This window comes from Geodermatophilus poikilotrophus (genome assembly GCF_900111455.1).
Classification (GTDB): domain Bacteria; phylum Actinomycetota; class Actinomycetes; order Mycobacteriales; family Geodermatophilaceae; genus Geodermatophilus; species Geodermatophilus poikilotrophus.
This window is the reverse complement of the sequence record NZ_FOIE01000001.1, coordinates 82599-104319: the sequence shown is the minus strand read 5'-3', so window position 1 is coordinate 104319 and position 21721 is coordinate 82599. Positions and strand designations below refer to the sequence as shown.

Genomic DNA, 21721 nt, shown 5'->3' with positions numbered 1-21721 from the left:
TGCGTCGGACCGTCCGCACGGACCCACGGTCGACGGCCGTGGGGATGCCTCCGGCGTCGGGGCCCCTCGTCGGCCGCGGTGCTCCGGGCCCCAGCAGCGGGACCCGTGAGCAGGTGCCGCAGGCGGCCACGCCGGGCTGGGCCACCCGGCTGACCCACCGGGCGAGCATGGTCCTCCGAGCCCCAGAGCCCCCGGGTCACCCGGCGCCGCCGGCCTCCCGGGGGGCGCCAGGAATGGCCTCCTCGGCATCGGGGGCGGCCCTGGGCGCTGTCCGGGGCAGGATCGTCGGGGGCCGGGCCGCCGGTGCCTCGCCCCCGGCCACCTCCTGCTGTGCCCCCTGGAACGCGATGATCCGGTTGCCCCGGTTGTGGGACAGCCACAGCGCGCGGACCCAGGTGTAGAGGGTGCCGAACCGGTTGCCCCAGCCCACCAGGTACAGCACGTGGATGAAGACCCACATGGCGTAGGCGAGGAAGCCGGTCACCTTCACCCCGAAGGCGTCGGCGACGGCCGAGCGGTAGCCGATCGTGGCCATGGTGCCCTTGTCGAAGTACCGGAACGGCGGCGTCTGCCGGCCGGCGAGGCGGTCCTTGACGACCCGGGCGACGTACTTGCCCTCCTGGATGGCCGGCTGGGCGACCCCGGGCAGCTTGTCGAGCGACGCCATGTCGCCGATGGCGAAGACCTCCGGGTGGCCCGGCACGGTGCAGTCGGGACCCACCGGGACCCGGCCGGCCCGGTCGGTCTCGACGCCGGCGGCCTCGGCCAGTGCCCGGGCCAGCGGGGACGCCTGGACACCGGCGGCCCAGATGCGCGTGCGCGTCCGGATCGTCTCCCGCCCGCCCGGTCCCTGGACCGTGATCGACTCGTGGTCCATGTCGACGGCGAGGGTGTTGAGCCGCACCTCCACCCCCATCTCCTCCAGGCGCCGCTGGGTGTACGCCTGGAGCTTGGGCGCGAAGGGGGGCAGCACGGCCCCGGCCCCCTCCAGCAGGATGATCCGGGCCTGGCGGGTGTCCGCGGAGCGGTAGTCCCGCGGGAGGACGGTGTGGGCCAGCTCCGCGATCTGCCCGACGAGCTCGACGCCCGTCGGTCCGGCCCCGACCACCACGAAGGTCAGCCACTCCGCCCGCTCGGTGGGGTCGGTGGCGATCTCGGCCATCTCGAACTTGGCCAGGATCCCGTCGCGCAGGTACCGGGCGTCCTCGATGGTCTTCATGCCCGGCGCGTACTCGGCCAGCTGGTCCTTGCCGAAGTAGGAGTGCGTCGCCCCGGCCGCGACGACGAGGGTGTCGTAGGGCAGCTCGACCAGCCGCCCGTCCGGTGCCCGGGCGCCGACCACCTGCCGGTCCAGGTCGAGGTCCTGCACCTCCGCGAGGAGCACGCGCGTGTTCTTCTCCCGCTTGACCACGGCCCGCAGCGCCGGCGCGATGAGCCCGGGCGGCAGGATGCCCGTCGCCACCTGGTACAGCAGCGGCTGGAAGAGGTGGTGGTTGGCCCGGTCCACCAGCGTCACGTCGACGTCGGCGCGGGCGAGGCCGCGGGTGACGTTCAGCCCGGCGAAGCCGCCCCCCACGACGACGACCCGGTGCCTCCCGGTCTCCTTCGCACCCATGGCAGCGCCCTCTCATGCCAGGCCACCCGGGGGCGGCCGGAACCCGCCTCGCCCGGCAGCTCCTCGTGTGCACGATGTGTCGTCCCGACGGATCGTCTCGCCAGCAGCAGGCCTACCGGAACCCCGGAGCCCCCGCCAGTGGACCAGGGCCTGCCCGGTGAGCGCAGCCGCGTGTCGTCACCACGCCGTCCGCCCGCTCCTCGCCCACCGCGGCACCGAGCCGTGCCGTCGCTCGAGCCAGCAGGATCCCGGTGCGTTCCCCTCCCTCCTCGACCGTGACCGGGATACCCGTTCGACGTCTCACCGGGCAGCGAGGAGCTCGGCGGGGTCGGTGAAGGGCACGTCGTGGGCCTCGGCGACCGACTGGTTGACGAGCCGCCCGTCGAGCGTGCTGAGGCCGAGACGCAGGGCGGGGTCGGCCTGGGCCGCACCGGTCACGCCGTGCCGTGCGACCCGGACCAGGTACGGCAGCGTGGCCGAGGTCAGGGCCAGGGTGGAGGTACGGGCCACCGCCCCGGGGATGTTGGCCACGCAGTAGTGGACGACGCCCTCTTCGACGTAGGTCGGGTCGGAGTGGGTGGTCGGCCGGCTGGTCTCGAAGCAGCCGCCCTGGTCGATCGCGATGTCGACGACCACGCTGCCCGGGCGCATCGCGGCGATCATCTCCCTGCTGACGAGCTTGGGTGCCTTGGCGCCGGGCACGAGGACCGCGCCGATCACGACGTCGGCCTCGGCGACGTAGGCCGCCGTCCGGGCGCGGTTGGGCGTCACCAGGTCCAGCCGCCCGCCGAAGATGTCGGACAGGTAGGCCAGTCGACTGGGGTTGGTGTCGAGGACCCGGACGATGGCCCGCATCCCCAGCGCGATCTTCGCCGCCTCCGTGCCGGCCACCCCACCGCCGATGATGAGGACCTTCGCCGCGGGGGTGCCGGGGACGCCGCCCAGCAGGATCCCCGCTCCACCTGCCGGGTTCTCCAGGTGGTGGGCGGCGGCCTGCACGGCCATCCGGCCCGCGACCTCGCTCATGGGGGTCAACAGCGGCAGCTTGCCGTCGGCGGTCTGCACGGTCTCGTAGGCGATGGAGTCGATCCGCCGCTCGAGCAGGAACTCGGTGAGACCGCGGTCGGCAGCGAGGTGCAGGTAGGTGAACAGCTGCTGGCCCGGGCGGAAGCGGTCGTACTCCGCGGGCACCGGCTCCTTGACCTTGACGATGAGGTCGGCGGCGTCGAACACCTCGTCGCCGGTCGGCACGACCTTGGCGCCGGCCGCGGCGTACTCGTCGTCGGCGAACCGGGACCCGACGCCGGCACCGGCCTGCACGACGACCTGGTGACCGTCGTGCACCAGCTCCACGACACCGTCGGGGGTGAGCGCCACCCGCCGCTCGTTGTCCTTGATCTCGGTCGGTACTCCGACGACGGGCGTGCTCATGGCCGATCTCCTCCGGTCGAGGGCCGGTGCGGTCGCACCGGGGCGGTTGTCGCGGGTCGGGACGTCGGGTGCGGTCGCGGCGCGGTGGGGGGCAGGGAGGTCCTTCCTCAGACCAGGCCCTGGGCCTCGGTCAGCGTGTGCCGCAGGATCTGCTCCATCTCGTCGAACTCCGCCTGGCCGCAGATGAGCGGCGGAGCGACCTGGACGACCACGTCGCCGCGGTCGTCGGGGCGGCAGTACAGGCCGTTGTCGAACAGCGCGCCGGGCAGGAAGCCGCGGACGAGCCGTTCCCGCTCCGCGGCGCCGAACGTCTCCCGGGTGGCCTTGTCCTTGACCAGCTCGACGGCCCAGAAGTAGCCGTCGCCGCGGACGTCGCCGACGATCGGCAGGTCGAGCAGCTCGCGCAGGGTGGCACCCAGCGCCGCCTCGTTGTCGAGCACGCGCTGGTTGAGCCCCTCGCTCTCCATGAGGTCCAGGTTGGCCAGCGAGACGGCCGCCGCCACGGGGTGGCCGCCGAACGTGTACCCGTGCGGGAACGCCACTCCTGGGCGCAGGAAGGGCTCGACGACCTTCTCCGAGGCGATCATCGCGCCGATCGGGCCGTAGCCGGAGCTCATGCCCTTGGCGCAGGTGATCAGGTCGGGCGTGTAGCCGAACTTCTCGCAGGCGAAGGTCACGCCGTGCCGGCCGAAGGCGCAGATGACCTCGTCGGAGACGAGCAGGACGTCGTGCCTGTCGCAGATCTCCCTGACCCGCTCGAAGTAGCCCGGCGGAGGCGTGAGGCAGCCGCCGGAGTTCTGCACCGGCTCCAGGAACACCGCGGCGACGGTGTCGGCGCCCTCGAAGAGGATCGCCTCCTCGATCCGGTCGGCGGCCCAGCGGCCGAAGGCCTTGGGGTCCTCGGCGAACTCGGGGTGGCGGTAGAGGTTGGTGTTGGGCACCCGGAAGCCGCCCGGGGCCAGCGGCTCGAAGTCCTTCTTCATGGCGGGCAGCCCGGTGATGGCCAGGGCACCGTGCGGGGTCCCGTGGTAGGCCACCGCCCGGCTGATCACCTTGTGCTTCTGGGGCTTGCCGATCAGCTTGAAGTACTGCTTCGCGGCCTTCCACGCCGACTCCACGGCCTCTCCGCCGCCGGTCGTGAAGAAGACGCGGTTCAGGTCGCCGGGCGCGAGGTCGGCCACCCGCTCGGCCAGCTCGGCCTGCACCGGTGTGGTGTAGCCCCACACCGGGAAGTACGCCAGCTCGGCCGCCTGCTTCGCCGCCGCCTCGGCCAGCTCCCGGCGCCCGTGCCCGACCTGGACGACGAACAGCCCGGACAGGCCGTCGAGGACCTTCCGGCCCCGGTTGTCCCAGATGTAGGCCCCCTCCCCGCGGGTGATCACCGGGACGGGCGTCTCCGGGTGGCGGCCCTGGCGGGCGAAGTGCATCCAGAGGTGGTCAGCGGCGCGGGCCGCCGTCGCGTCCGGTACACCGGCCGGAGGCTGTTCGATCGAGGTGGTCATCCCAGGCTCCTCGTGACGTCGGGTCGGAGGCGTCGAACGGCCCTCGGGGAGCCCGCGCGGTCACGCCGGGCGGAACCGCGTCGCACCGCCACGCGCAGGGCGGTCGTCCTGGGCCCACGTGGTCGGTCCTCGCCCCGAGGTGGTGCAGTGTGCGCGCCGGACCTGCGCCTCGCGGTCGCTGCGGTCGCCGTCGGCATGACCCCAGTCTGCGGACGACCCGGCCCACGGTCACCGGGCACTTCGTGTCTCCCCGCCCCGCCGGCTCGAGGCGTCCGGGCGCTCCGGAGCGACGGGGACGACTCGCGCACCGCTCGGCAGCCACGTGCGCCACCGTGCACGTCGGCGCGGTGACGCACGTGGTGGCCGGGGGCTCCGGTCCGCTCCGCCCGTGGGTCGGCGGGTGGAGACGGGGGCTGGTGCCTGCACGGCAGGCGGCGACGGCGATCCCTCCCGATCACTCCGGTGGCGGCGGTGGTGCCGCCCGCGTCGGGTCTCCCGGTCAGGCTCGACCCACGACCGTGGTGACCGGCAGCCCGAAGCGGCGCTCGACCTGGTGCGGCACGTCCGAGCCGAGCCAGCGCGAGACCCGTTTGGGCAGGGTCGCCACGATGACCTCGTCGAAGCGGTGGCCGCTGAGGGCGTCCTCGATGGCCGCCATCGGCTGAGGACTGCCCAGGTGCCCCTCGGCCTCGACCCCCAGCTCGGCCAGTTCGGCCAGGATCCGGGACAGCCGCCCCCGGGCCTCCTCGGTCGCCTCCTCGTCGGTCTCGGGCCCGCCGTAGCCCGTGGCCATGCTCGGCATGGGGACCAGGCCACCGGCGGCCGGCACGACGTGGTAGTGCGCCGCCCGGGTGTTGGGCACGAGCACGTAGAACGAGGACTCCCCCGCCACCGCACGTCTGCGGAGCTCCTCCCGGAGTTCCCGACCGCCCAGGGTCTGGTTCGCGACGACGAGATACCTGCGCATGTGATCGACCTCCGCGCGTCGACCTCCGGGGAGGAGAGTCTAGGCAACCGACCGGCCGCCGGACCACGGATCCGCACACCGTCCGGGGAGCGAACGCAGGAACGGCCGTCAGCCGGAGCGACGCACGTCGCCGGCGACTGCACTGGTGTCGCCGTGCATGTCCTCCAACTCCACGCCCTTGGTCTCCCGCACCCAGCGCAGCACGAAGAGCAGCGAGAGGATCGCGAAGACGGTGTACAGGCCGTAGGCCAGGCTGAGGGAGATGTCCGAGAGCGAGGGGAAGCTCACCGTGATCAGCCAGTTCGCCACCCACTGACCGCCCGCCGCGAAGGCCAGCGCCGCGGCGCGGATCCGGTTGGGGAACGCCTCCCCCAGCAGCACCCACACCACCGGCCCCCACGACATGCCGAACGCGACCACGAACAGGTTCGCGGCGATCAGCGCGATGGGCCCGGTGACGTCCGACAGCACCGGTGCGCCGTCGGCGTTCAGCGGTGCGGTGCCGAAGACGACGGCCAGCGTGCCGAGCGTGACCGCCATCCCGACCGAGCCGATCAGCAGCAGCGGCCGCCGGCCGAAGCGGTCGACGCTGGCGATGGCGATCAGCGTGGTCGCGATGTTCACCACGGACGTGATGACCGTGATGATGAACGAGTCGTTCTCGCTGAAGCCGACGGCCTCCCACAGGACGTTGGAGTAGTAGAAGATGACGTTGATCCCGACGAACTGCTGGAAGACCGACAGGCCCAGGCCCACCCAGACGATCGGCAGGAGACCGGACCGCGGGGCGCGGAGGTCGGCCCAGGACGGCCGGGTCTCCCGCTCCATCGTCTCCCGGATCCGCTCGATCTTGATGTCGAGGCCACGCTCGCCCAGCAGGGTGCTGAGGATCCGCCGCGCCTCCGGGATCCGGTGGGTGGCGATGAGGTACCGCGGCGACTCGGGGATGGTCAGGGTCAGCACGCCGTAGATCACGGCAGGGACGGCCATGGCGAGGAACATCCACCGCCACGCCTCGAGGCCGAACCAGAACTCGTTCCGTGATCCGCCCGCGGCGCTGGCGAAGGCGAAGTCCACCAGCAGGGACAGGAAGATGCCGGTGACGATGGCCAGTTGCTGCAGCGACCCCAGGCGACCCCGGATCCGGGCGGGGGCGACCTCCGCGATGTAGGCGGGGGCGATGACGGATGCGACGCCGACACCGACGCCGCCGATGATCCGCCCGATGATCAGGATCAGCAGGTTGGGGGCCAGTCCGGTGACCAGGGCGCTGATGAGGAACAGCACCGCGGCGACCTTCATCGTGAACAGCCGGCCGAAGCGGTCGGCGAACCTCCCGGCCGTCAGCGCGCCCGCCGCCGCTCCCAGCAGGGCCGAGGCCACGGCGAAGCCCAGCGTGGCGGAGGGGACCTCGAACCGGTCCTCGATGGCGGCGACGGCGCCGTTGATCACCGCGCTGTCGTAGCCGAAGAGGAAGCCGCCGAGCGCGGCCACGGAGGCGATCCGCACCGCGCTGCGACCGCTCCCGGTGTCCGTGTCGTCGTAGATGGACGCGTGCTGATCAAACGAACCGTGCTCGCTCACCGGATCCCCCTCCGCCGTCCCCTGCACTCCACCCTGTGTCGCCCGGCCGTGCCGTCTGGCACCCCCGCGAGTCCTCTCCCCCGTCGTGCCTCACCGGCGTCGGGCGAGGTCCGCAGCGCCGACGATCCCGGCCTCGGGACCGAACTGCGCGAGCCGCACGGCCGGCACCTCCCGGTACGCGCGCGCCGTGACCCGCTCCTGCAGCGACCGCTCCGCCGGCTCGCGCAGCAGCTCCCCGGCGGCGGAGACCCCGCCGCCGAGGACGAACACCTCCGGGTCCAGGGCCGCGGTGAGGGCGGCCATGCCCTGACCGAGCCAGGTGCCGATCACCCGGAACGCCTCCAGCGCGGCCTCGTCCCCGTCCTGGGCCGCGCGGGTCACGTGCAGCCCGGTGATCGCCTCCGGCCGGCCACCGGCCAGCTCCAGCAACCGACCGGCGATGGCCGGCGAGACCGTGGCGAGCTCCTGGGCCTCGAGGATCAGCGCCCGGCCGCTGGCGTAGCGCTCCCAGCAGCCGCGGCCGCCGCAGCCGCACCGCCGTCCGCCCGGCTCCACCGTCACGTGGCCGAACTCCGCGGCGATGCCCTGCCGCCCCCGGTACAGCTCCCCGCCGGTCACCAACCCGCCGCCGAGGCCGGTCCCGACGGTGAGGACGACGAGGTACTGCTGCCCCCGCCCGGCACCGAAGCGGGCCTCGGCCCAGGCCGCCGCGTTGGCGTCGTTCTCCACGACGACCGGCAGCCTGCACCGCTTCTCGACGTTGACGCGCAGCGGCTCGTCGCGCCAGGCCAGGTTGGGCGCGAACACCACGGTGGACCGGGCGGCGTCGACGAACCCGGCCGCCCCGATGCCGACGGCCTCGACCTCGTGGGATGCCTGCAGCTCCCGCACGACGTCGGCGATGATCTCCTCGATCCTGGCCGGGTCGTGCGACGGTGTGTCGCGCCGGGCGCCGGCGACGACGCCGCCCTGCTCGTCGACCAGACCGGCGGCGACCTTGGTGCCGCCGATGTCGACGCCGATCGCGAGCGACATGGTCGCCCCCCGGTCCTGGGTGCGGTGTGATCCAGAGCACTGTGGACTCTGCTCCAACTCCGCACCCGGTGCCACCGGAAGCGGGTCGAGCAGGCCGGCGACCCCCGGGCCTGCTCGGGCTGCCGGTCCACCGTCCGGCGGACGGACCGGAGTGCTCCGGGACGACCGCTCCGGCGACGCCCACGGGTGTCCCCGGCTCCGGTTCCGATCCGGAGCCCCGACGAGCATGATGTGACGCGGCTCACCGCAGAGCCCCGCTCGGGGCTCGGAGCCACCCGCCCGTCCACCACGGGACGACAGGTCGTCGAGGCGCTGGTGGGTGACTCAGGAGGTGTGGGATGGCGGAGCCGAAGATCCTCGGGATCGTGCTGGCCGGTGGTGCAGGCACACGGCTCGCGCCGTTGACCGAGGACCGGGCCAAGCCCGCCGTGCCGTTCGGTGGCCTCTACCGGCTGATCGACTTTGCCCTGTCCAACCTCGTCAACGCCGGCATCCTCAAGATCGCTGTGCTCACGCAGTACAAGAGCCACAGCCTCGACCGGCACATCACGACGACGTGGCGACTGTCGAACCTGCTCGGCAACTACGTCACCACGGTGCCGGCGCAGCAGCGCCTCGGCCCGCGCTGGTACACCGGCTCGGCCGACGCGATCCTCCAGTCGCTGAACCTCATCAACGACGAGCGCCCCGACCTCGTCGTCGTCTTCGGTGCCGACCACGTGTACCGCATGGACCCGGGGCAGATGTGGCGCCAGCACCTCGACGGGGGTGCCGGGGTGACGGTGGCGGGCATCCCCGTGCCCCGCCGGGAGGCCACCGCCTTCGGCGTCATCCAGACCGCGGACGACGGGCAGCGGATCGAGGCGTTCCTGGAGAAGCCCGCCGATCCGCCCGCGCTGCCCGGCCGCCCCGACGAGACCTTCGCGTCCATGGGCAACTACGTCTTCAGCACCGAGGCGCTGCTCGACGCGCTGCGGACGGACGCCGCCGACGAGGACAGCAAGCACGACATGGGCGGCAACATCGTCCCGATGCTGGTCGGGCAGGGTGCGGCGCAGGTGTACGACTTCAACGGCAACGACGTCCCCGGGGAGAAGGCCGGCACCGAGCGCTACTGGCGTGACGTCGGCACGCTGGACTCCTACTTCGACGCCCACATGGACCTCTGCGCGACGATCCCGGCGTTCGACCTCTACAACGAGCGCTGGCCGATCCTCACCCACATCCCGTCCCGGCCGCCGGCGAAGTTCGTGCACGACGACGGCGACCGGGTCGGCCGGGCGATCAGCAGCATCGTGTCCAACGGCGTCATCGTCTCCGGCGGCTGCGTCCACGAGTCGGTGCTGTCCCCCGGCGTGGTCGTGCACAGCTGGGCGTCCGTCGAGCGGTCCGTGGTCCTCGACGGCACGCACGTCGGCCGCCGGGCCGTGGTCCGCGATGCGATCGTCGACAAGAACGTCCGCATCGGCGAGGGCGTCGAGATCGGCGTCGACAAGGACGACGACCGCGCCCGGGGTCTCGTCGTCTCGGAGGCGGGCATCACCGTGGTCGGCAAGGGACGGGAGATCCTGGACTGAGCACGGACGCCGGCGACCGGGCGACCGGGCGAGCCGGCGCTGCCGACCCGTCAGCCGTCGGCCGCCTCCCTGTCCTGCCGGCTGGTCCGCCGCCGAGGCGGTCGGGGAGCGCGTGGCCGCCGTCCCGGTCGGTGGCGCTCCGGGCGTGCCCACGGTGGTGGGGGAACGCGCTCAGCGAGGGTGCTCGCTGAAGTTGGCGTAGAGGTCGTGCTCGGTGAACTCCCGGCCCAGCTGGCGGCGGAAGAACGCGTTGGTCGAGTAGCGGGTGGAGGACAGGAAGAAGCGCTCCTCGTTGCTCCTGACCATGGCGAAGAAGGGATCCGCCGCATCCGGGCCGAGGTCGAAGTTGTCGTAGTTCACGACGACGTGCACCCGCCGGTCGAGCGCGGAGAACCGGCGGTCGAGCTCCCGGGCCAGGTCGTCGGCGTCCTGCGCCGTTCCCAGCCGCAGCCCCTCGAAGTTGACGTAGACGGTGTCGGTGGCCCCGTCGAACCGGAAACGCTCCGCCATGTCGACGGGAGGCCGGTCGCGCAGCCCCATCGGCCGGTCGCGGAAGATCACCGCGTCCATCGTGCACAGGTCGTCCCCGATGACGGGAGCGACGTCCATGTGGGCCAGCACGTCCCGTTCCACGTCGACGCCCGGGGCGACCTCGACCAGCTCGAGGCCCCGCTCGGTCAGCCGCAGGACGCACCGCTCGGTGACGTAGTAGACGGGCTGCCCGCGCTCCGCAGCCAGGCGCCCGTTGAAGGTCACCTGCCCCACCCGGTCGCGGAACTTGGCGACCGCGCCGGTGTCGTCGACGACCAGCGCGCCGTCGCGCACCGCCACCTGCGAGCGGGCGGTGAACGTGCCGAGGAAGAAGACCACCTTGGCGTTCTGGCTGATGTTGATGAAGCCGCCGGCACCGGCGAGCCGGCGACCGAACCGGCTGACGTTGACGTTCCCCTCCGCGTCGGCCTCGGCCATGCCCAGGAACGCCTGGTCCAGCCCGCCGCCGTCGTAGAAGTCGAACTGGTACGGCTGGTCGATGATGGCCTGCGGGTTGGCGACGGCGCCGAAGCTCAGCCCGCCGGCCGGGATGCCACCGACACCGCCGGGCTCGACGGTCAGCGTGATCAGGTCGAGGATCCGCTCCTCGGCAGCGACTGCCGCCACGCCCTCGGGGATGCCGATCCCGAGGTTCACCACCGCGTTGGTCGACAGGAACATCGCGGCGCGACGGGCGATCACCTTGCGCGCGTCGAGGGGCATCGGGGCCAGCCCGGTGCTGGGCGCGGTGATCTCCCCGGTGTAGGCGGGGTTGTGGGCCTCGGCGAAGGTCTGACCGTGGTTGGCGGGCTGCGCGACGACGACCGCGTCGACCAGGATGCCGGGGACCTTCACCTCGCGCGGGCTCAGCGTCCGGTGCTCGGTGACCCGCTCGACCTGCACGATCACGACGCCGCCGGAGTTCTTGGCCGCCTGCGCCATCGACAGCACCTCGAGCGTGAGCGCCTCCCGCTCCATGGTGATGTTGCCCTCGGGGTCGGCCGTCGTCCCGCGCAGCAGCGCCACGTGCACCGGCTGCGCGGGGAAGAACAGGTGCTCCTCCCCGCGCAGCGTCACCAGCTCGACCAGGTCCTCCCTGGTGCACTCGTTCATCCGGCCGCCCCCGTGGCGCGGATCGACGAACGTGCCGAGCCCGACCTTGGTCACCACGCCCGGGCGCCCGCCGGCGATCTCCCGGAACAGGTGGCTGATCACGCCCTGCGGCCAGCAGTAGGCCTCGATGCGGTCGTCGAGCGCGAGCGCTCCGAGGCCCGGCACGAGGCCCCAGTGCCCGCCGATGACCCGGCGCACCATGCCGTCGGCCCCGAAGTGGTTCAACCCACGGGTGCCGCCGTCGCCCTGGCCCGCCGCGTAGACCAGCGTGAGGTCCCGCGGCGAGCCAGTGGCCTCGAACCGCCGTTCCAGCGCGAGCGCCAGCTCCTCGGCGAACCCGACGCCGACGAACCCCCCGGTGGCGACGGTGTCGCCGTCGAGGACGATCTGCGCCGCGGCGTCGGCCGAGATGACCTTGTTGCGTCGCACCGGACGGCGGGGCTCAGCGCCGACCGGCGCCGACCGTCGCCCGATCGGCGGCGGGGTCCCGCGTCAGGTCGCTGCGGGCGGTCTCCCGGCTGAGCACGACGGCGATCACCGTGAGCACCGCGGCACCGGCGAGGTACAGCGAGATCGGCACGGAACTGCCGTACTCGATCAGCAGCGCCGTGGCGATGACGGGTGCCAGGCTGCCCGCCACGATGGAGGACACCTGACCGGCCACCGACAGGCCGCTGTAGCGCACCTGGGTGGAGAACAGCTCGGAGAAGAAGGACGCCTGCGGCCCGTACATCGCGCCGTGGAAGACCAACGCGATGGTGCCTGCGAGCGCCAGCAGCACGAACGACTCGGAGTCGTACATGCGGAAGAAGACGAACCCCCAGACCCCCACGCCGACCGCACCGAGGAGGTAGACCGGCCGGCGGCCGAACCGGTCGGAGAGTGCCCCCATGGTCGGGATGGCGGCGAAGTGGATCGCGGAGGCGATGAGCGCCGCGTTCAGCGCCGTGCTCTGCGGGACGCCCAGCTGCTGGGTGGCATAACTGAGCGCGAAAGCCGTGAAGATGTAGTAGCCGATGTTCTCCGCCAGGCGGGCGCCGATCGCCAGGATGATCTCGCGGGGGTAGTCGCGCAGGACCTGGACGACGGGCAGCTTGGGAGCCTCCTCCGCCTTGGCGGACTGCTCGCGGGCGGCCCGGAAGACCGGCGACTCCTCGATCGAGACCCGGATCCAGAGGCCCACACCCACCAGCACCGCGCTGAGCAGGAACGGGATGCGCCAACCCCAGGACTCGAACTGCTCGTCGGTGGTCAGCGCCGAGACCAGCGCGAGGACGGCGACGGCGAGGAGGTTGCCCGCCGGCGCACCGGCCTGCGGCCAGGAGGCCCAGTACCCGCGTCGCTCCGGCGTGCCGTACTCGGCGGCCATCAGCACCGCACCGCCCCACTCGCCACCGAGGGCGAAGCCCTGCACCAGCCGGAGGACGATCAGCAGGATCGGTGCCCAGATGCCGATCTGGGCGTAGGTCGGCAGCAGGCCGATCAGGAACGTCGCGCCGCCCATCAGCATGAGCGTGATGACCAGCATCTGCTTGCGGCCGACCTTGTCGCCGAAGTGCCCGAAGATCACCCCACCGATGGGGCGGGCCGCGAAGCCCACGGCGTACGTGGCGAACGCGAGCAGCGTGCCGACGAGCGGATCGAAGTCGGGGAAGAACAGCGTGTTGAACACCAGCGCGGCGGCCGAGCCGTAGAGGAAGAAGTCATACCACTCCACGGTCGTCCCGACGAGGCTGGCACCGACGACCTTGACGATGGACGTGCGGGACGCCGGCGGGACAGCGGCTTCCTGGTGGGAACTGGACAAGGCTCATCCCCTTCGCGTGTGCAGAATCTGTGGAGGTTGCGGATGTCTCCGGCCGAGGGACGGGAACCCCCGGCGATCGCGGTGGCCGCCCGCCTCCGGGCGGCCGGCTCAGCGTTCGGGACGGGTGCAGCGGCGGCGCAGAGCTCGGCGGGGCAGGGGCGCGGGCAGGGCCCACGGACGACGGTGCAGGCCATGGTCACCCCCTTGCTGCGCGATCTCCGGCGACAGCATCCCGGGGTTGCGGCACATCGGCCAATTGTGGGCGTTCTGGATCCGGTGACCGGCGGCGCACGCGCGAGTGGGCCGGGGCCGGCGTGTTCGACCGGGTGCACCAGGGGTTGCTCGACCGCCTCGGCCGGCAGGCCGACCGGGACCGGTCGCGAGCCGTCCCGGACTCGGTCAGCACCCGGGCGAGGAGGGAGTCGAGCCGACCGGCCGCAAGCCGACCGACCGGGCAAGGCCTCCCCAGCCCGTACCACCCGCTCGTCGACGCCCGCGGGGTGCCGCTCGACGTGCTGGTCCCCGCCGGGAACCGGCACGACCGCCCGTACGTCGAACCGATCCTGGACTCGATGCCGGCTGTCCGGATCGGTGGCCGAGGTCATCCGCGACGCTGGTCCGATGACCCGCCGGAGGAGTGCACACCGGCGGGAACGGCTGTGCCGGGGTCGATGGCCGTCGGCGGGACAGCGGGGCGGTTCGCGTTGCGGACGACCGCGTCGTTGACCGCCCTGACCTGGTCGACGCGCATCTTCTCCACCCGCCGGTCATAGGTGAAGAAGCCGTTGACCTCGTGTTCGATGTCGGTGATCTGGGTGTAGACGGCGCCGCTGATGCCGCGCTGCTGCGCCAACGGGATCAGCTCGCGCTGGTTCTCCACGTACAGCCTGGTGAGCTCCTCGCTGTCCTGCGCCATCTGGTACCCGTGGCCGTCCTCGAACCACATGTGGCCGGGTACCTCGAGCCCGAACCCACCGTGCTCACCGTCGACCGCCACGCGGTGGCCGTCGGGCGTGGGGTCCGCGGGACCGGTGTAGTCGTGCCAGTCGATGACGTCGCCGCGGCCGCTGTCGCCGTGCGAGGCGCAGCAGTTGACGCCGCTGTGGGCGTCCACGAGCCGGGTGGGGTCCTGAGCCGCGACCGAGTCGGCGATCCGCCCCGTGGCCTCCCTGCTCCACTCGCCCCAGCCCTCGTTGAAGGGGATCCACCCGATCACCGAGGTCCAGCTGTCGTGCTGGTCGACGACCTCGTGCAGCTGGCGCTCGAACTCGGCCTGTGCATCCGGCGGCGGGATCCCGCCCGTCCGCATGGACGGCATGTCCTGCCAGACCAGCACGCCCAGCGTGTCGGCGTGGTGGTACCAGCGGTCGGGCTCGACCTTGACGTGCTTGCGGATGGCGTTGAACCCGAGGCGCTTGGCCTCGGCCACGTCGAACCGCAGCGCCTCGTCCGTCGGTGCGGTGTAGATGCCGTCCGGCCAGAAGCCCTGGTCCAGGGTCGACATCAGGAAGCGGATCTCGTGGTTGAGCGTGATGCGGAGGCGGCCGTCCGCGCCGTGCACGGTCCCGATCTCCCGCATGCCGACGTAGGACCCGACCCGGTCGACCTCCTGGTCGCCGTCCAGCAGGGTCACCTCCAGCTCGTAGAGGAACGGGTCGTCGGGTGACCACAGGTGGGCGTCCGGGACGTGCACGTCCAGGGGCCGGCCGGGCACTCCCTCCGCGGTCGCGACCTGCACGTCGCCGTCCCTGACCACGGCCCGGACCGTGATGCCGGAGGCGTTCCCGCCGGTGTCGACGGTCAGCGCGAGCGTGTCGGTGTCGACGTCCGTGGCCGTGTCGAGGTCCGCCACGTACGCGCGGGCGGCGACAGGTTCCATCCACACCGTCTGCCAGATCCCGGAGGAGCCGGTGTAGAAGACGCCGCGGTCCGGGACGTTGCGCTGTTTGCCGACCGGCTGCCACGTCGCGTCGGTGCGGTCCTCGACACCGACGACGATCTCCTGAGGACCCGAGGGCGCCAGGGCATCGGTGACGTCGACGGAGAATACGGTGTAGCCGCCGGTGTGCTCGGCGACCTCGGTGCCGTTCACCCACACGGTGGCCGCGTGGTCGACGGCGCCGAAGTGGAGACGCAGCCGCTGACCGTCTCCCACCTGCCAGGACGCCGGGACCTCGAACGTCCGCCGATACCACATGTGGTCCTCGTGCCGCTCGATGCCGGACAGCGCCGACTCGATCGGGTAGGGCACCAGGATGCTCTCGGCGAGGTCCTCACCGAAGGGCGGCACCTCCCCCGCCGCGGCACCGGCGAACTGCCACACCCCGTTGAGGTTCTGCCAGCTGGCCCGCGTCAGCTGTGGCCTCGGGTACTCCGGCAGGGCGTTGCTCGGCGAGACCTGGCCGGTCCACGGCGTCGTCAGCCGCGGCCGGCCCAGCTGCCAGCCGTCGTCGTCCGACGGCTGGGCCGCCGCGGTGAGCACGAAGGCCGACCCCACCATGGCTGCCGAAGCGAGCAGTGCGGTGGTTCTCCGCCGGAACCGCAGAAGACCCGTCATGCCTCTCCCCTCCGAGTCCGGTCTGCCGGCGCACCGGGCGACACGGGCCGCCGGCTGCGCCGAATCAGCGGGGTGGAACCGGCCGGCGACCGCGGATGTGCGCACGCACACCGATCAGCTCCCGGCCAGGGACACCGGCAGCCGCCGCGCTCCCCACCGGCCGACCGGCCCGTCGAAGCGGCCCGGGACGGCGGTGCCGCAGGAGGCGCAGCGCCCGTCGTCGGCGAGCCGGTAGCGCCCGATGACGTACCAGTCCCGCTCCACGAGCGCCTCGCCGCAGGCCGGGCAGGTGGTCCGGCCGCCGTCCGCGTCGTGCACGTTGCCCGTGTAGACGAACTGCAGCCCGTGGTCCCGGGCGATCCGCCGCGCGCGGGTCAGCGTCGCCGGCGGGGTGGGCGGGACGTCGCGCATCTTGAAGTCCGGGTGGAAGGCGGTGAAGTGCAGCGGGACGTCGGGACCCAGGTTCTCGGCGATCCACGCGCACTCGGCGCCGATCTCGGCGTCGGAGTCGTTGTGCCCCGGGATGAGGAGCGTGGTGATCTCGAACCACACGTCGGTCTCGTGCCGCAGGTACACCAGGGTGTCGAGCACCGGCTGCAGGTGAGCGGCCGACACCCGCCGGTAGAAGTCGTCGGTGAACGCCTTGAGGTCGACGTTGGCCGCGTCGACGTGCGCGTACAGCTCCCGTCGCGCCCCGTCGCCGACGTAGCCGGCGGTGACCAGGACGGACCTGACCCCCCGTGCCCGGCAGGCGTCGGCGACGTCCACCGCGTACTCGAGGAAGACGGTCGGGTCGTTGTACGTCATCGCGACGCTGCGGCAGCCCAACCGCTGGGCGGCCGCGGCGATGTCCTCCGGCCCGGCGGCGTCGGAGAGCCGGTCGATCTCCCGCGACTTGGAGATGTCCCAGTTCTGGCAGAACCGGCAGGACAGGTTGCACCCCGCGGTGCCGAACGACAGGACCGCGCTGCCCGGCAGGAAGTGGTTGAGCGGCTTCTTCTCGATGGGGTCCACGCAGAACCCGCTCGAGCGCCCGTAGGAGGTCAGCACGACCTGGTCGTCGACGCGGCCGCGCACGAAGCACAGGCCCCGCTGCCCCTCGTGCAGGCGACACTCCCGCGGGCAGACGTCGCACTGCACGCGACCGTCATGGAGCCGCTGCCAGAACCGTCCAGGCACCGTGAAGGGGTCCTGGAGACTGATGTCGGCCGTCATGGCGCCTCCCCTCGCTCACGATAGGGGTGCCGGGCGCAGTCTCAGGTGACAGCCGGCGCGCACGGCTGCGACCAGGATCGCCACCACGCCGGCCGGGCGCCCGGCCCTCGTCGCCGGCGCTGGCTGTGGCCTGAGCCCGGCTGCGTGCTCCACCCGCGCCGCAGCCGTACCGTCATGGAGGCGACGGTGGACACGCGACGGTCGCGTGTGGGCGGACGTCGCTCGCACCGACCGCCGCGAGCGCCTCCCCTGGTGTCGCTGTACACGGCCCTCGAGAGATCAGGCGGCACACCGCTCCTGTTCGGCCCTCCCGACAGGCCATGACCGACGCCCTCGCTCGCTGCCTCGGCAGCGCGGTCCGGTCCAGCGCCGTCAGCAGCCGTCGCTCTCCAGCTCAGTCAGCTCCATCCCGCGCCTCGCCCTCGAGGCGATCAGGGGGGTGCCAGGCGGGCAGCAAGGTTAGGGCAGGCTAACCTCGCCTGATGTCGAAGAGAGCGGGCCCGCCGCGCCCGTCCCGTCTCGCCGTCCCCCTCGCCGTCCTGACCCTGTCCGGAGCGCTTGCCGCCTGCGGCGGCTCGGAGGACGACGGCTCCCCGCCCGTCGCGGAACCGTCCTCCTCATCGGGCGCCTTCCCGGTCACCATCGAGAACAGGTTCGGCACCACCGAGATCCCCGCGGAGCCACAGCGCGTGGTCACCGTCGGCTTCAACGACCAGGACTTCGTGCTGGCCCTGGGCCTGACCCCGGTCGGCGAACGCGAGAACCTGGGCGAGTACGACGCCACGACCCGTCCGTGGGCGGAGGAACTGCTCCCGGCGGAGGACATCCCGACCGTGGGAGGCGAGGAGATCAACCTCGAGGCCGTCGCCGCCCTGCAGCCCGATCTGATCGTGGGCGTGTACTCCTTCATGGACCGGACCGTCTACGACCAGCTGTCCGGCATCGCGCCGACGCTCGCGCAGACCGACGAGTACGCCGACGGTGCCACCCCGTGGCAGGAGCAGACCCGCCTCATCGGTCAGGCGCTCGGCCGTGCGGAGGAGGCGCAGCAGCTCGTCGAGGACGTCGAGGGCCAGGTCGAGCAGGCGGTCGAGGAGAACCCCGGTTTCGCCGGCAGCTCGATCGCCGTGGACCTGACAGGCGTCGGCTCAGGCCACTACCTGCTGGGTGAGGACGACCTGCGCACCCAGTTCTTCACCGATCTCGGCTTCACCGTCCCCGACGCCAGCACCGACCTCAGCCAGGAGCGGCTGGACCTGCTGAACGCAGACGTGCTGGCGGTGAACGGGTACGACCAGGAAGACGCCGATGCCGACACGCTGCTCTCCAGCCTCGACGTGGTGACCCAGGGCCGCACGGTCCTGCTCGGTGGCTACTCCGGCGATGTGTCCGCCGCGCTCGGTTTCGGCAGCCCGCTGTCGCTGCCCTACCTGCTGGACCAGGCCGTGCCGGCCCTGGCCGCCGCCGCCGACGGCGACCCCTCCACCGTGGTCCCGGCCCTCGGCTGAGTGCTCGACGCGCCCTCGGCCACCCGGCCGGGGGCGCGTGCCGCCTCGGGCAGATGCCGGTCCTGGAGGGGGCACACCGAGACGAGCGCGACGACCCACTGCACCCAGGAGACCCTGCAGAGCCTCGGCCCGATCGCTGGCACGGAGTACCACCACCTGACCGGCCCGATCCTCGTCCGTGTCACCGGCGAGCTGCCCCCGTCGGTGACGACCGAGTACGAGGCTGCAGTCGCCGGTCCGTCCTGAGACGACGAAGAGCCTGGCCGGTCGGCCTCCGAACAGTCGACGAGCCAGGTCCAGGCCCACCAGCAGCCAGTGGGCCTGATCGCGTCCGTGGCTGTGGTGTCCCTCGGGCCGCGTTGCTGTAGTCGTGCAAGAGGCAGGCCGGCCCTCACGGCCGACCCGCCCCTGACCTGCCGTTCCGGCGGCCGCAGCCCGGTGTCCGCGAGGGATCCGGTTGCGGGAGACGCCGAGGCCTCACTCAGGCCCGGCGCTGCCCTTGCTCGACGAGCCAACCGTGCAGGACGGTGGCAAGTCCCTCGGGAGCGTCCAACTGGATCAGGTGCCCCGCATCTCGGACGAGCTGCAGACGGGCCCCAGGTATCGCCTCGGCCAGGGCGTGAGCCCGGTCGACCGGGATCCAGGTGTCCTCGACACCCCAGACGATGAGGACCGGCAGCGCCAGCGAGCCGTACAGCGGCTCCACCTCGTCGGTGTAGGCCTGGTCGGCCTGCGCGATCTGCCGATAGAACGCCGCCTGGCCCAGCGATCCGAGCCACGGCTCGACCAGCATGCCCATCCGGCGCTCGTCGAGGCCGCGATGGCTGGCCCCCTTGATGTACGCGCGCACTGCGCCCTCGTGCACAGCGGCCGGCAGAGCGGCGAAGACCTCAGCGTTGTCGCGGACCAGACGGAAGAACTCCGAGCCCCACGGCGCGAGCGCCACGACGTCGACCAGGGTCAGGGAGCCGTAGAGCGCGCCGTGGAGCAGGTGTGCCCGCAGTGCGACGGCCCCGCCGTAGTCGTGGGCGATGAGGTGCGGCCGGTCCAGTCCCCAGTGACCGACGAGATCGGAGAGCAGCTCGCCTTGCACGTCGAGCGAGACCCGGTGCTCGGCCTCCATCGAGGACTGGCCGTATCCGGGCATGTCCCACAGGTGGACCCGGAACCCGGAGCTCAGCGCGTCGGCGAAGGGGCGCCAGAGCGCCGAGGACCACGGGGTGCCGTGGCAGAAGACCACCGGTGGGCCATCGCCCCAGACGTCCCACCGCACCCGACGTCCTCGCCAGGCGAACGTCTGCTCGAGTCGCACCCGACGATCCTCGCAGGGCTCAGATCGGGTCGCCTCGCCCTCGATCCGACACAGCCCGCCGGGTCGCTGCCGGGATCCCGTGAGCCGAACCCGCTCCGGCCGTGCTCGCGCGATCTGGCCAGCCCGGCGCCTGTGTCTCCGCGGTGGATCCCGCTACGACGAAGTTCAGAAGGGCCCGGGGGTGACTTGCAGCGTTGAGAAGTCGTTGCGGAAGTACGTCGGCGGGGTTGGCGACCGGTCCCACGGCCGCCTCACCTGGGCTGCCTGTCGGCGGGGTGGGCCGAGCTGGACTCCCGCAACGTCTGGTGAGTGGCGTGCTCGTCGCAGCGCCATGTGGCCGTGCTGGCGCCCGGTCAGCGTTGGCGTCGATGACCGTGAGGGGAGGTACCGACGAGATGGCCGCCGCTCCCGCGCTCCAGCACCCGCGGGCGCTTGCTGATCGCCGGACCGCTCATCGCGAACGGCGGGGCCAGCGCCCCCACCGACGCCTCGCCCTGGGTCAGCCGGGCGAAGACGGCCCGCCGGGTGGGGTCGGCGAGCGCGGCGAACTCCGCACTGAGCGGGTCGCGTCCGCGAGCGTCCCGGTGTCCGGGGCAGCGGCGGTCACCGCCTTCACGGCTGCCGCCCGGTGAAGGCCAGCAGCCGGGTCTGCTCATCGGCGTCGTCCGGCACGGCGACCCGCGGGCCGTACTGCCCGCTCGCGCGCAGCGCCGCGTCCCACGGCTCGATGCCGACGAGGAAGTCGTGCACCTCGTCCGGCGGGAGCCGCTCGTCCTGCCCGGTCGCCCGGGCGAGGTCCCAGGTGTGCACGAGCAGGTCCATCAGGCCGGTCATGGCCACCAGCTCCTCGAGGGTCATCTCGCCGGCCGCCGTGCGGGTGGGCAGCTTGCCGAGCTCCGGGTCCGCAAGCACCGCCGCGACGGCGCGGTCGACCGCCCGCCAGGCCCCCGCCGGGTCCTCGTCGACCGACGGCGCCTCGGGCACCGGCAGCCCGGTGCTGCCGAAGTGGAGCCCCGGCATCCACTCCACGAGGTGCCGGACGACGTCGCGCGCCACCCAGCCCTCCGGCGGGGCCGGGGACTCCCAGCGGCCCTCGGGCACCCCCTCGATCCGGCGGGTCAACCCCGCCGACAGCTCCTCCCACCGCTGCGCTGTCGTCACATCACCCTCCTCTTGCTAAACCGACCGGTTAATCAACCGAATGGTTGTCTATACCTCCCGGCGCTCCCCGTCAAGCCCCCTGCACATCGCTCACGGTCACCGAGCCCGAGACCGCCAGGTCCGAGCGCTTGGTACCTTTCTCCGAGCCGGCCGAGCGGGTGCTCCGCCGCGTCCACGCCGCCCAGGCAGAGGAACGACGGCTGGCCGGCGCGGCGTGGCGGCGGACCGGATCCGTTCTCACCACCGCGTTCGGGGAGCCGTGCGATCCCCGCAACGCCTTCCGGGCCCTGCGCGCCGCCGCGACGAAGGCAGGCCGTCCGCACGCCGGGCTGCACACTCCGCCACGCGGCGGCCAGCGTGATGCTCACCAGGGGTGTCCCGCTCGAGGTCGTCTCGGACATCCTCGGCCACTCGTCGATCGCGATCACCGGCGACACCTACGGCCACGTCTCCCCCGACGTCGCCCGCCGAGCCAAGGACACGCTCGGCGACGCCTTGGATCGATGGTCCATCGCGCCACGACACCGAGCGGCCGCCGCTCCCCGTGACCGTCGGACCTGTCACAACGGGTCACCACGGTCTCGACCCGGCGCTCGCAGCAGCCAGTCGCGGGAACTCAGGGTCGGCCGATGGTGGTCGGACCGTCCCGAAAGCGGTCAGGGGCCGTTCCGGATCTCTCCGGAAACGGCCCCTGACCTGCACTGTCGGGCTGACAGGATTTGAACCTGCGACCCCTTGACCCCCAGTCACGTTCGCGGGATTCGCGATCGTCCGCGGTCGTGCTGTTCGCGCAGGCCACAAGCTTG

General features: G+C 72.4%; 15 protein-coding genes and 1 pseudogene. 4 read left to right on the top strand and 12 right to left on the bottom strand.

The genetic code is table 11. The features are described 5' to 3' along the window. Positions 1-196: 196 nt before the first annotated feature. From BMW27_RS00450 to BMW27_RS00425, 6 genes are all read right to left on the bottom strand, one after another. Positions 197-1615, bottom strand: coding sequence for an NAD(P)/FAD-dependent oxidoreductase (locus BMW27_RS00450; RefSeq protein ID WP_091437514.1), 1419 nt, complete (start codon positions 1613-1615; stop codon positions 197-199). Positions 1616-1915: 300 nt separating this feature from the next. Beyond that, entirely contained in the window at positions 1916-3046 is a 1131-nt protein-coding gene (gene ald / locus BMW27_RS00445) for an alanine dehydrogenase (RefSeq protein WP_091437511.1), read from the bottom strand. Positions 3047-3153: 107 nt separating this feature from the next. Continuing rightward, on the bottom strand, positions 3154-4548 hold the full coding sequence (locus tag BMW27_RS00440) for an aspartate aminotransferase family protein (protein ID WP_091437508.1): 1395 nt from the start codon (positions 4546-4548) through the stop codon (positions 3154-3156). Positions 4549-5047: 499 nt separating this feature from the next. Further along, positions 5048-5515 carry a hypothetical protein gene (locus BMW27_RS00435; RefSeq protein WP_139206799.1) on the bottom strand — a complete coding sequence of 156 codons (468 nt, stop codon included), beginning with the start codon at positions 5513-5515 and terminating at the stop codon, positions 5048-5050. A 108-nt stretch (positions 5516-5623) separates the two neighbouring features. Next, positions 5624-7099: a sugar porter family MFS transporter gene (locus BMW27_RS00430; protein WP_091437501.1), complete on the bottom strand. Its 1476-nt coding sequence runs from the start codon at positions 7097-7099 to the stop codon at positions 5624-5626. Between the two features lie 90 nt (positions 7100-7189). Beyond that, complete coding sequence (locus tag BMW27_RS00425) at positions 7190-8134, bottom strand: ROK family glucokinase (RefSeq protein WP_091437499.1); 945 nt, start codon at positions 8132-8134, stop codon at positions 7190-7192. Between the two features lie 338 nt (positions 8135-8472). On the opposite strand from BMW27_RS00425, the gene glgC reads away from it, so the two are divergent. Further along, the gene (glgC, locus tag BMW27_RS00420) at positions 8473-9711 is read left to right on the top strand and encodes a glucose-1-phosphate adenylyltransferase (protein WP_091437497.1); all 1239 of its coding nucleotides are present in this window, start codon (positions 8473-8475) and stop codon (positions 9709-9711) included. 171 nt (positions 9712-9882) lie between these two features. Here glgC and BMW27_RS00415 read toward each other — a convergent pair whose 3' ends face one another. Next, complete coding sequence (locus tag BMW27_RS00415; RefSeq protein WP_091437494.1) at positions 9883-11784, bottom strand: acyl CoA:acetate/3-ketoacid CoA transferase; 1902 nt, start codon at positions 11782-11784, stop codon at positions 9883-9885. Positions 11785-11797: 13 nt separating this feature from the next. Continuing rightward, positions 11798-13162, bottom strand: coding sequence for an MFS transporter (locus BMW27_RS00410; protein WP_091437491.1), 1365 nt, complete (start codon positions 13160-13162; stop codon positions 11798-11800). 284 nt (positions 13163-13446) lie between these two features. Between BMW27_RS00410 and BMW27_RS23780 the strand changes: the two are divergent. Further along, positions 13447-13776 (top strand): annotated as a pseudogene (locus BMW27_RS23780) (transposase family protein); the annotation flags it as partial. Here BMW27_RS23780 and BMW27_RS00405 read toward each other — a convergent pair. Together BMW27_RS00405 and amrS are read right to left on the bottom strand one after the other, a co-directional pair. Beyond that, entirely contained in the window at positions 13764-15662 is a 1899-nt protein-coding gene (locus tag BMW27_RS00405) for a glycoside hydrolase family 2 protein (protein WP_091437488.1), read from the bottom strand. The pseudogene BMW27_RS23780 and the gene BMW27_RS00405 sit on opposite strands and share 13 nt — an antisense overlap. Positions 15663-15833: 171 nt before the next feature. Then, positions 15834-16934: an AmmeMemoRadiSam system radical SAM enzyme gene (gene amrS / locus BMW27_RS00400; RefSeq protein ID WP_091437484.1), complete on the bottom strand. Its 1101-nt coding sequence runs from the start codon at positions 16932-16934 to the stop codon at positions 15834-15836. A 482-nt stretch (positions 16935-17416) separates the two neighbouring features. Here amrS and BMW27_RS00395 point away from each other — a divergent pair, with 482 nt between their 5' ends. After that, a complete protein-coding gene (locus BMW27_RS00395) occupies positions 17417-18442 on the top strand; it encodes an ABC transporter substrate-binding protein (RefSeq protein WP_091437481.1) in 1026 nt (341 codons plus the stop codon). Positions 18443-18923: 481 nt separating this feature from the next. Here the strand turns inward: BMW27_RS00395 and BMW27_RS00385 are convergent, their stop codons facing one another. Together BMW27_RS00385 and BMW27_RS00375 are read right to left on the bottom strand one after the other, a co-directional pair. Continuing rightward, positions 18924-19754, bottom strand: coding sequence for an alpha/beta fold hydrolase (locus tag BMW27_RS00385; protein WP_091437476.1), 831 nt, complete (start codon positions 19752-19754; stop codon positions 18924-18926). 612 nt (positions 19755-20366) lie between these two features. Then, complete coding sequence (locus tag BMW27_RS00375) at positions 20367-20915, bottom strand: TIGR03086 family metal-binding protein (protein ID WP_217637994.1); 549 nt, start codon at positions 20913-20915, stop codon at positions 20367-20369. 12 nt (positions 20916-20927) lie between these two features. On the opposite strand from BMW27_RS00375, the gene BMW27_RS24525 reads away from it, so the two are divergent. Further along, positions 20928-21638 (top strand): tyrosine-type recombinase/integrase, encoded by a 711-nt coding sequence (locus BMW27_RS24525; protein WP_425431640.1) that lies wholly within the window; start codon positions 20928-20930, stop codon positions 21636-21638. Positions 21639-21721 lie beyond the last annotated feature (83 nt).

Coding starts and splice junctions, on each gene's coding strand:
- BMW27_RS00450 (WP_091437514.1), bottom strand. CDS start 1,615: ATGGGTGCGAAGGAGACCGGGAGGCACCGGGTCGTCGTCGTGGGGGGC.
- ald (WP_091437511.1), bottom strand. CDS start 3,046: ATGAGCACGCCCGTCGTCGGAGTACCGACCGAGATCAAGGACAACGAG.
- BMW27_RS00440 (WP_091437508.1), bottom strand. CDS start 4,548: ATGACCACCTCGATCGAACAGCCTCCGGCCGGTGTACCGGACGCGACG.
- BMW27_RS00435 (WP_139206799.1), bottom strand. CDS start 5,515: ATGCGCAGGTATCTCGTCGTCGCGAACCAGACCCTGGGCGGTCGGGAA.
- BMW27_RS00425 (WP_091437499.1), bottom strand. CDS start 8,134: ATGTCGCTCGCGATCGGCGTCGACATCGGCGGCACCAAGGTCGCCGCC.
- glgC (WP_091437497.1), top strand. CDS start 8,473: ATGGCGGAGCCGAAGATCCTCGGGATCGTGCTGGCCGGTGGTGCAGGC.
- BMW27_RS00405 (WP_091437488.1), bottom strand. CDS start 15,662: ATGGTGGGGTCGGCCTTCGTGCTCACCGCGGCGGCCCAGCCGTCGGAC.
- amrS (WP_091437484.1), bottom strand. CDS start 16,934: ATGACGGCCGACATCAGTCTCCAGGACCCCTTCACGGTGCCTGGACGG.
- BMW27_RS00395 (WP_091437481.1), top strand. CDS start 17,417: ATGTCGAAGAGAGCGGGCCCGCCGCGCCCGTCCCGTCTCGCCGTCCCC.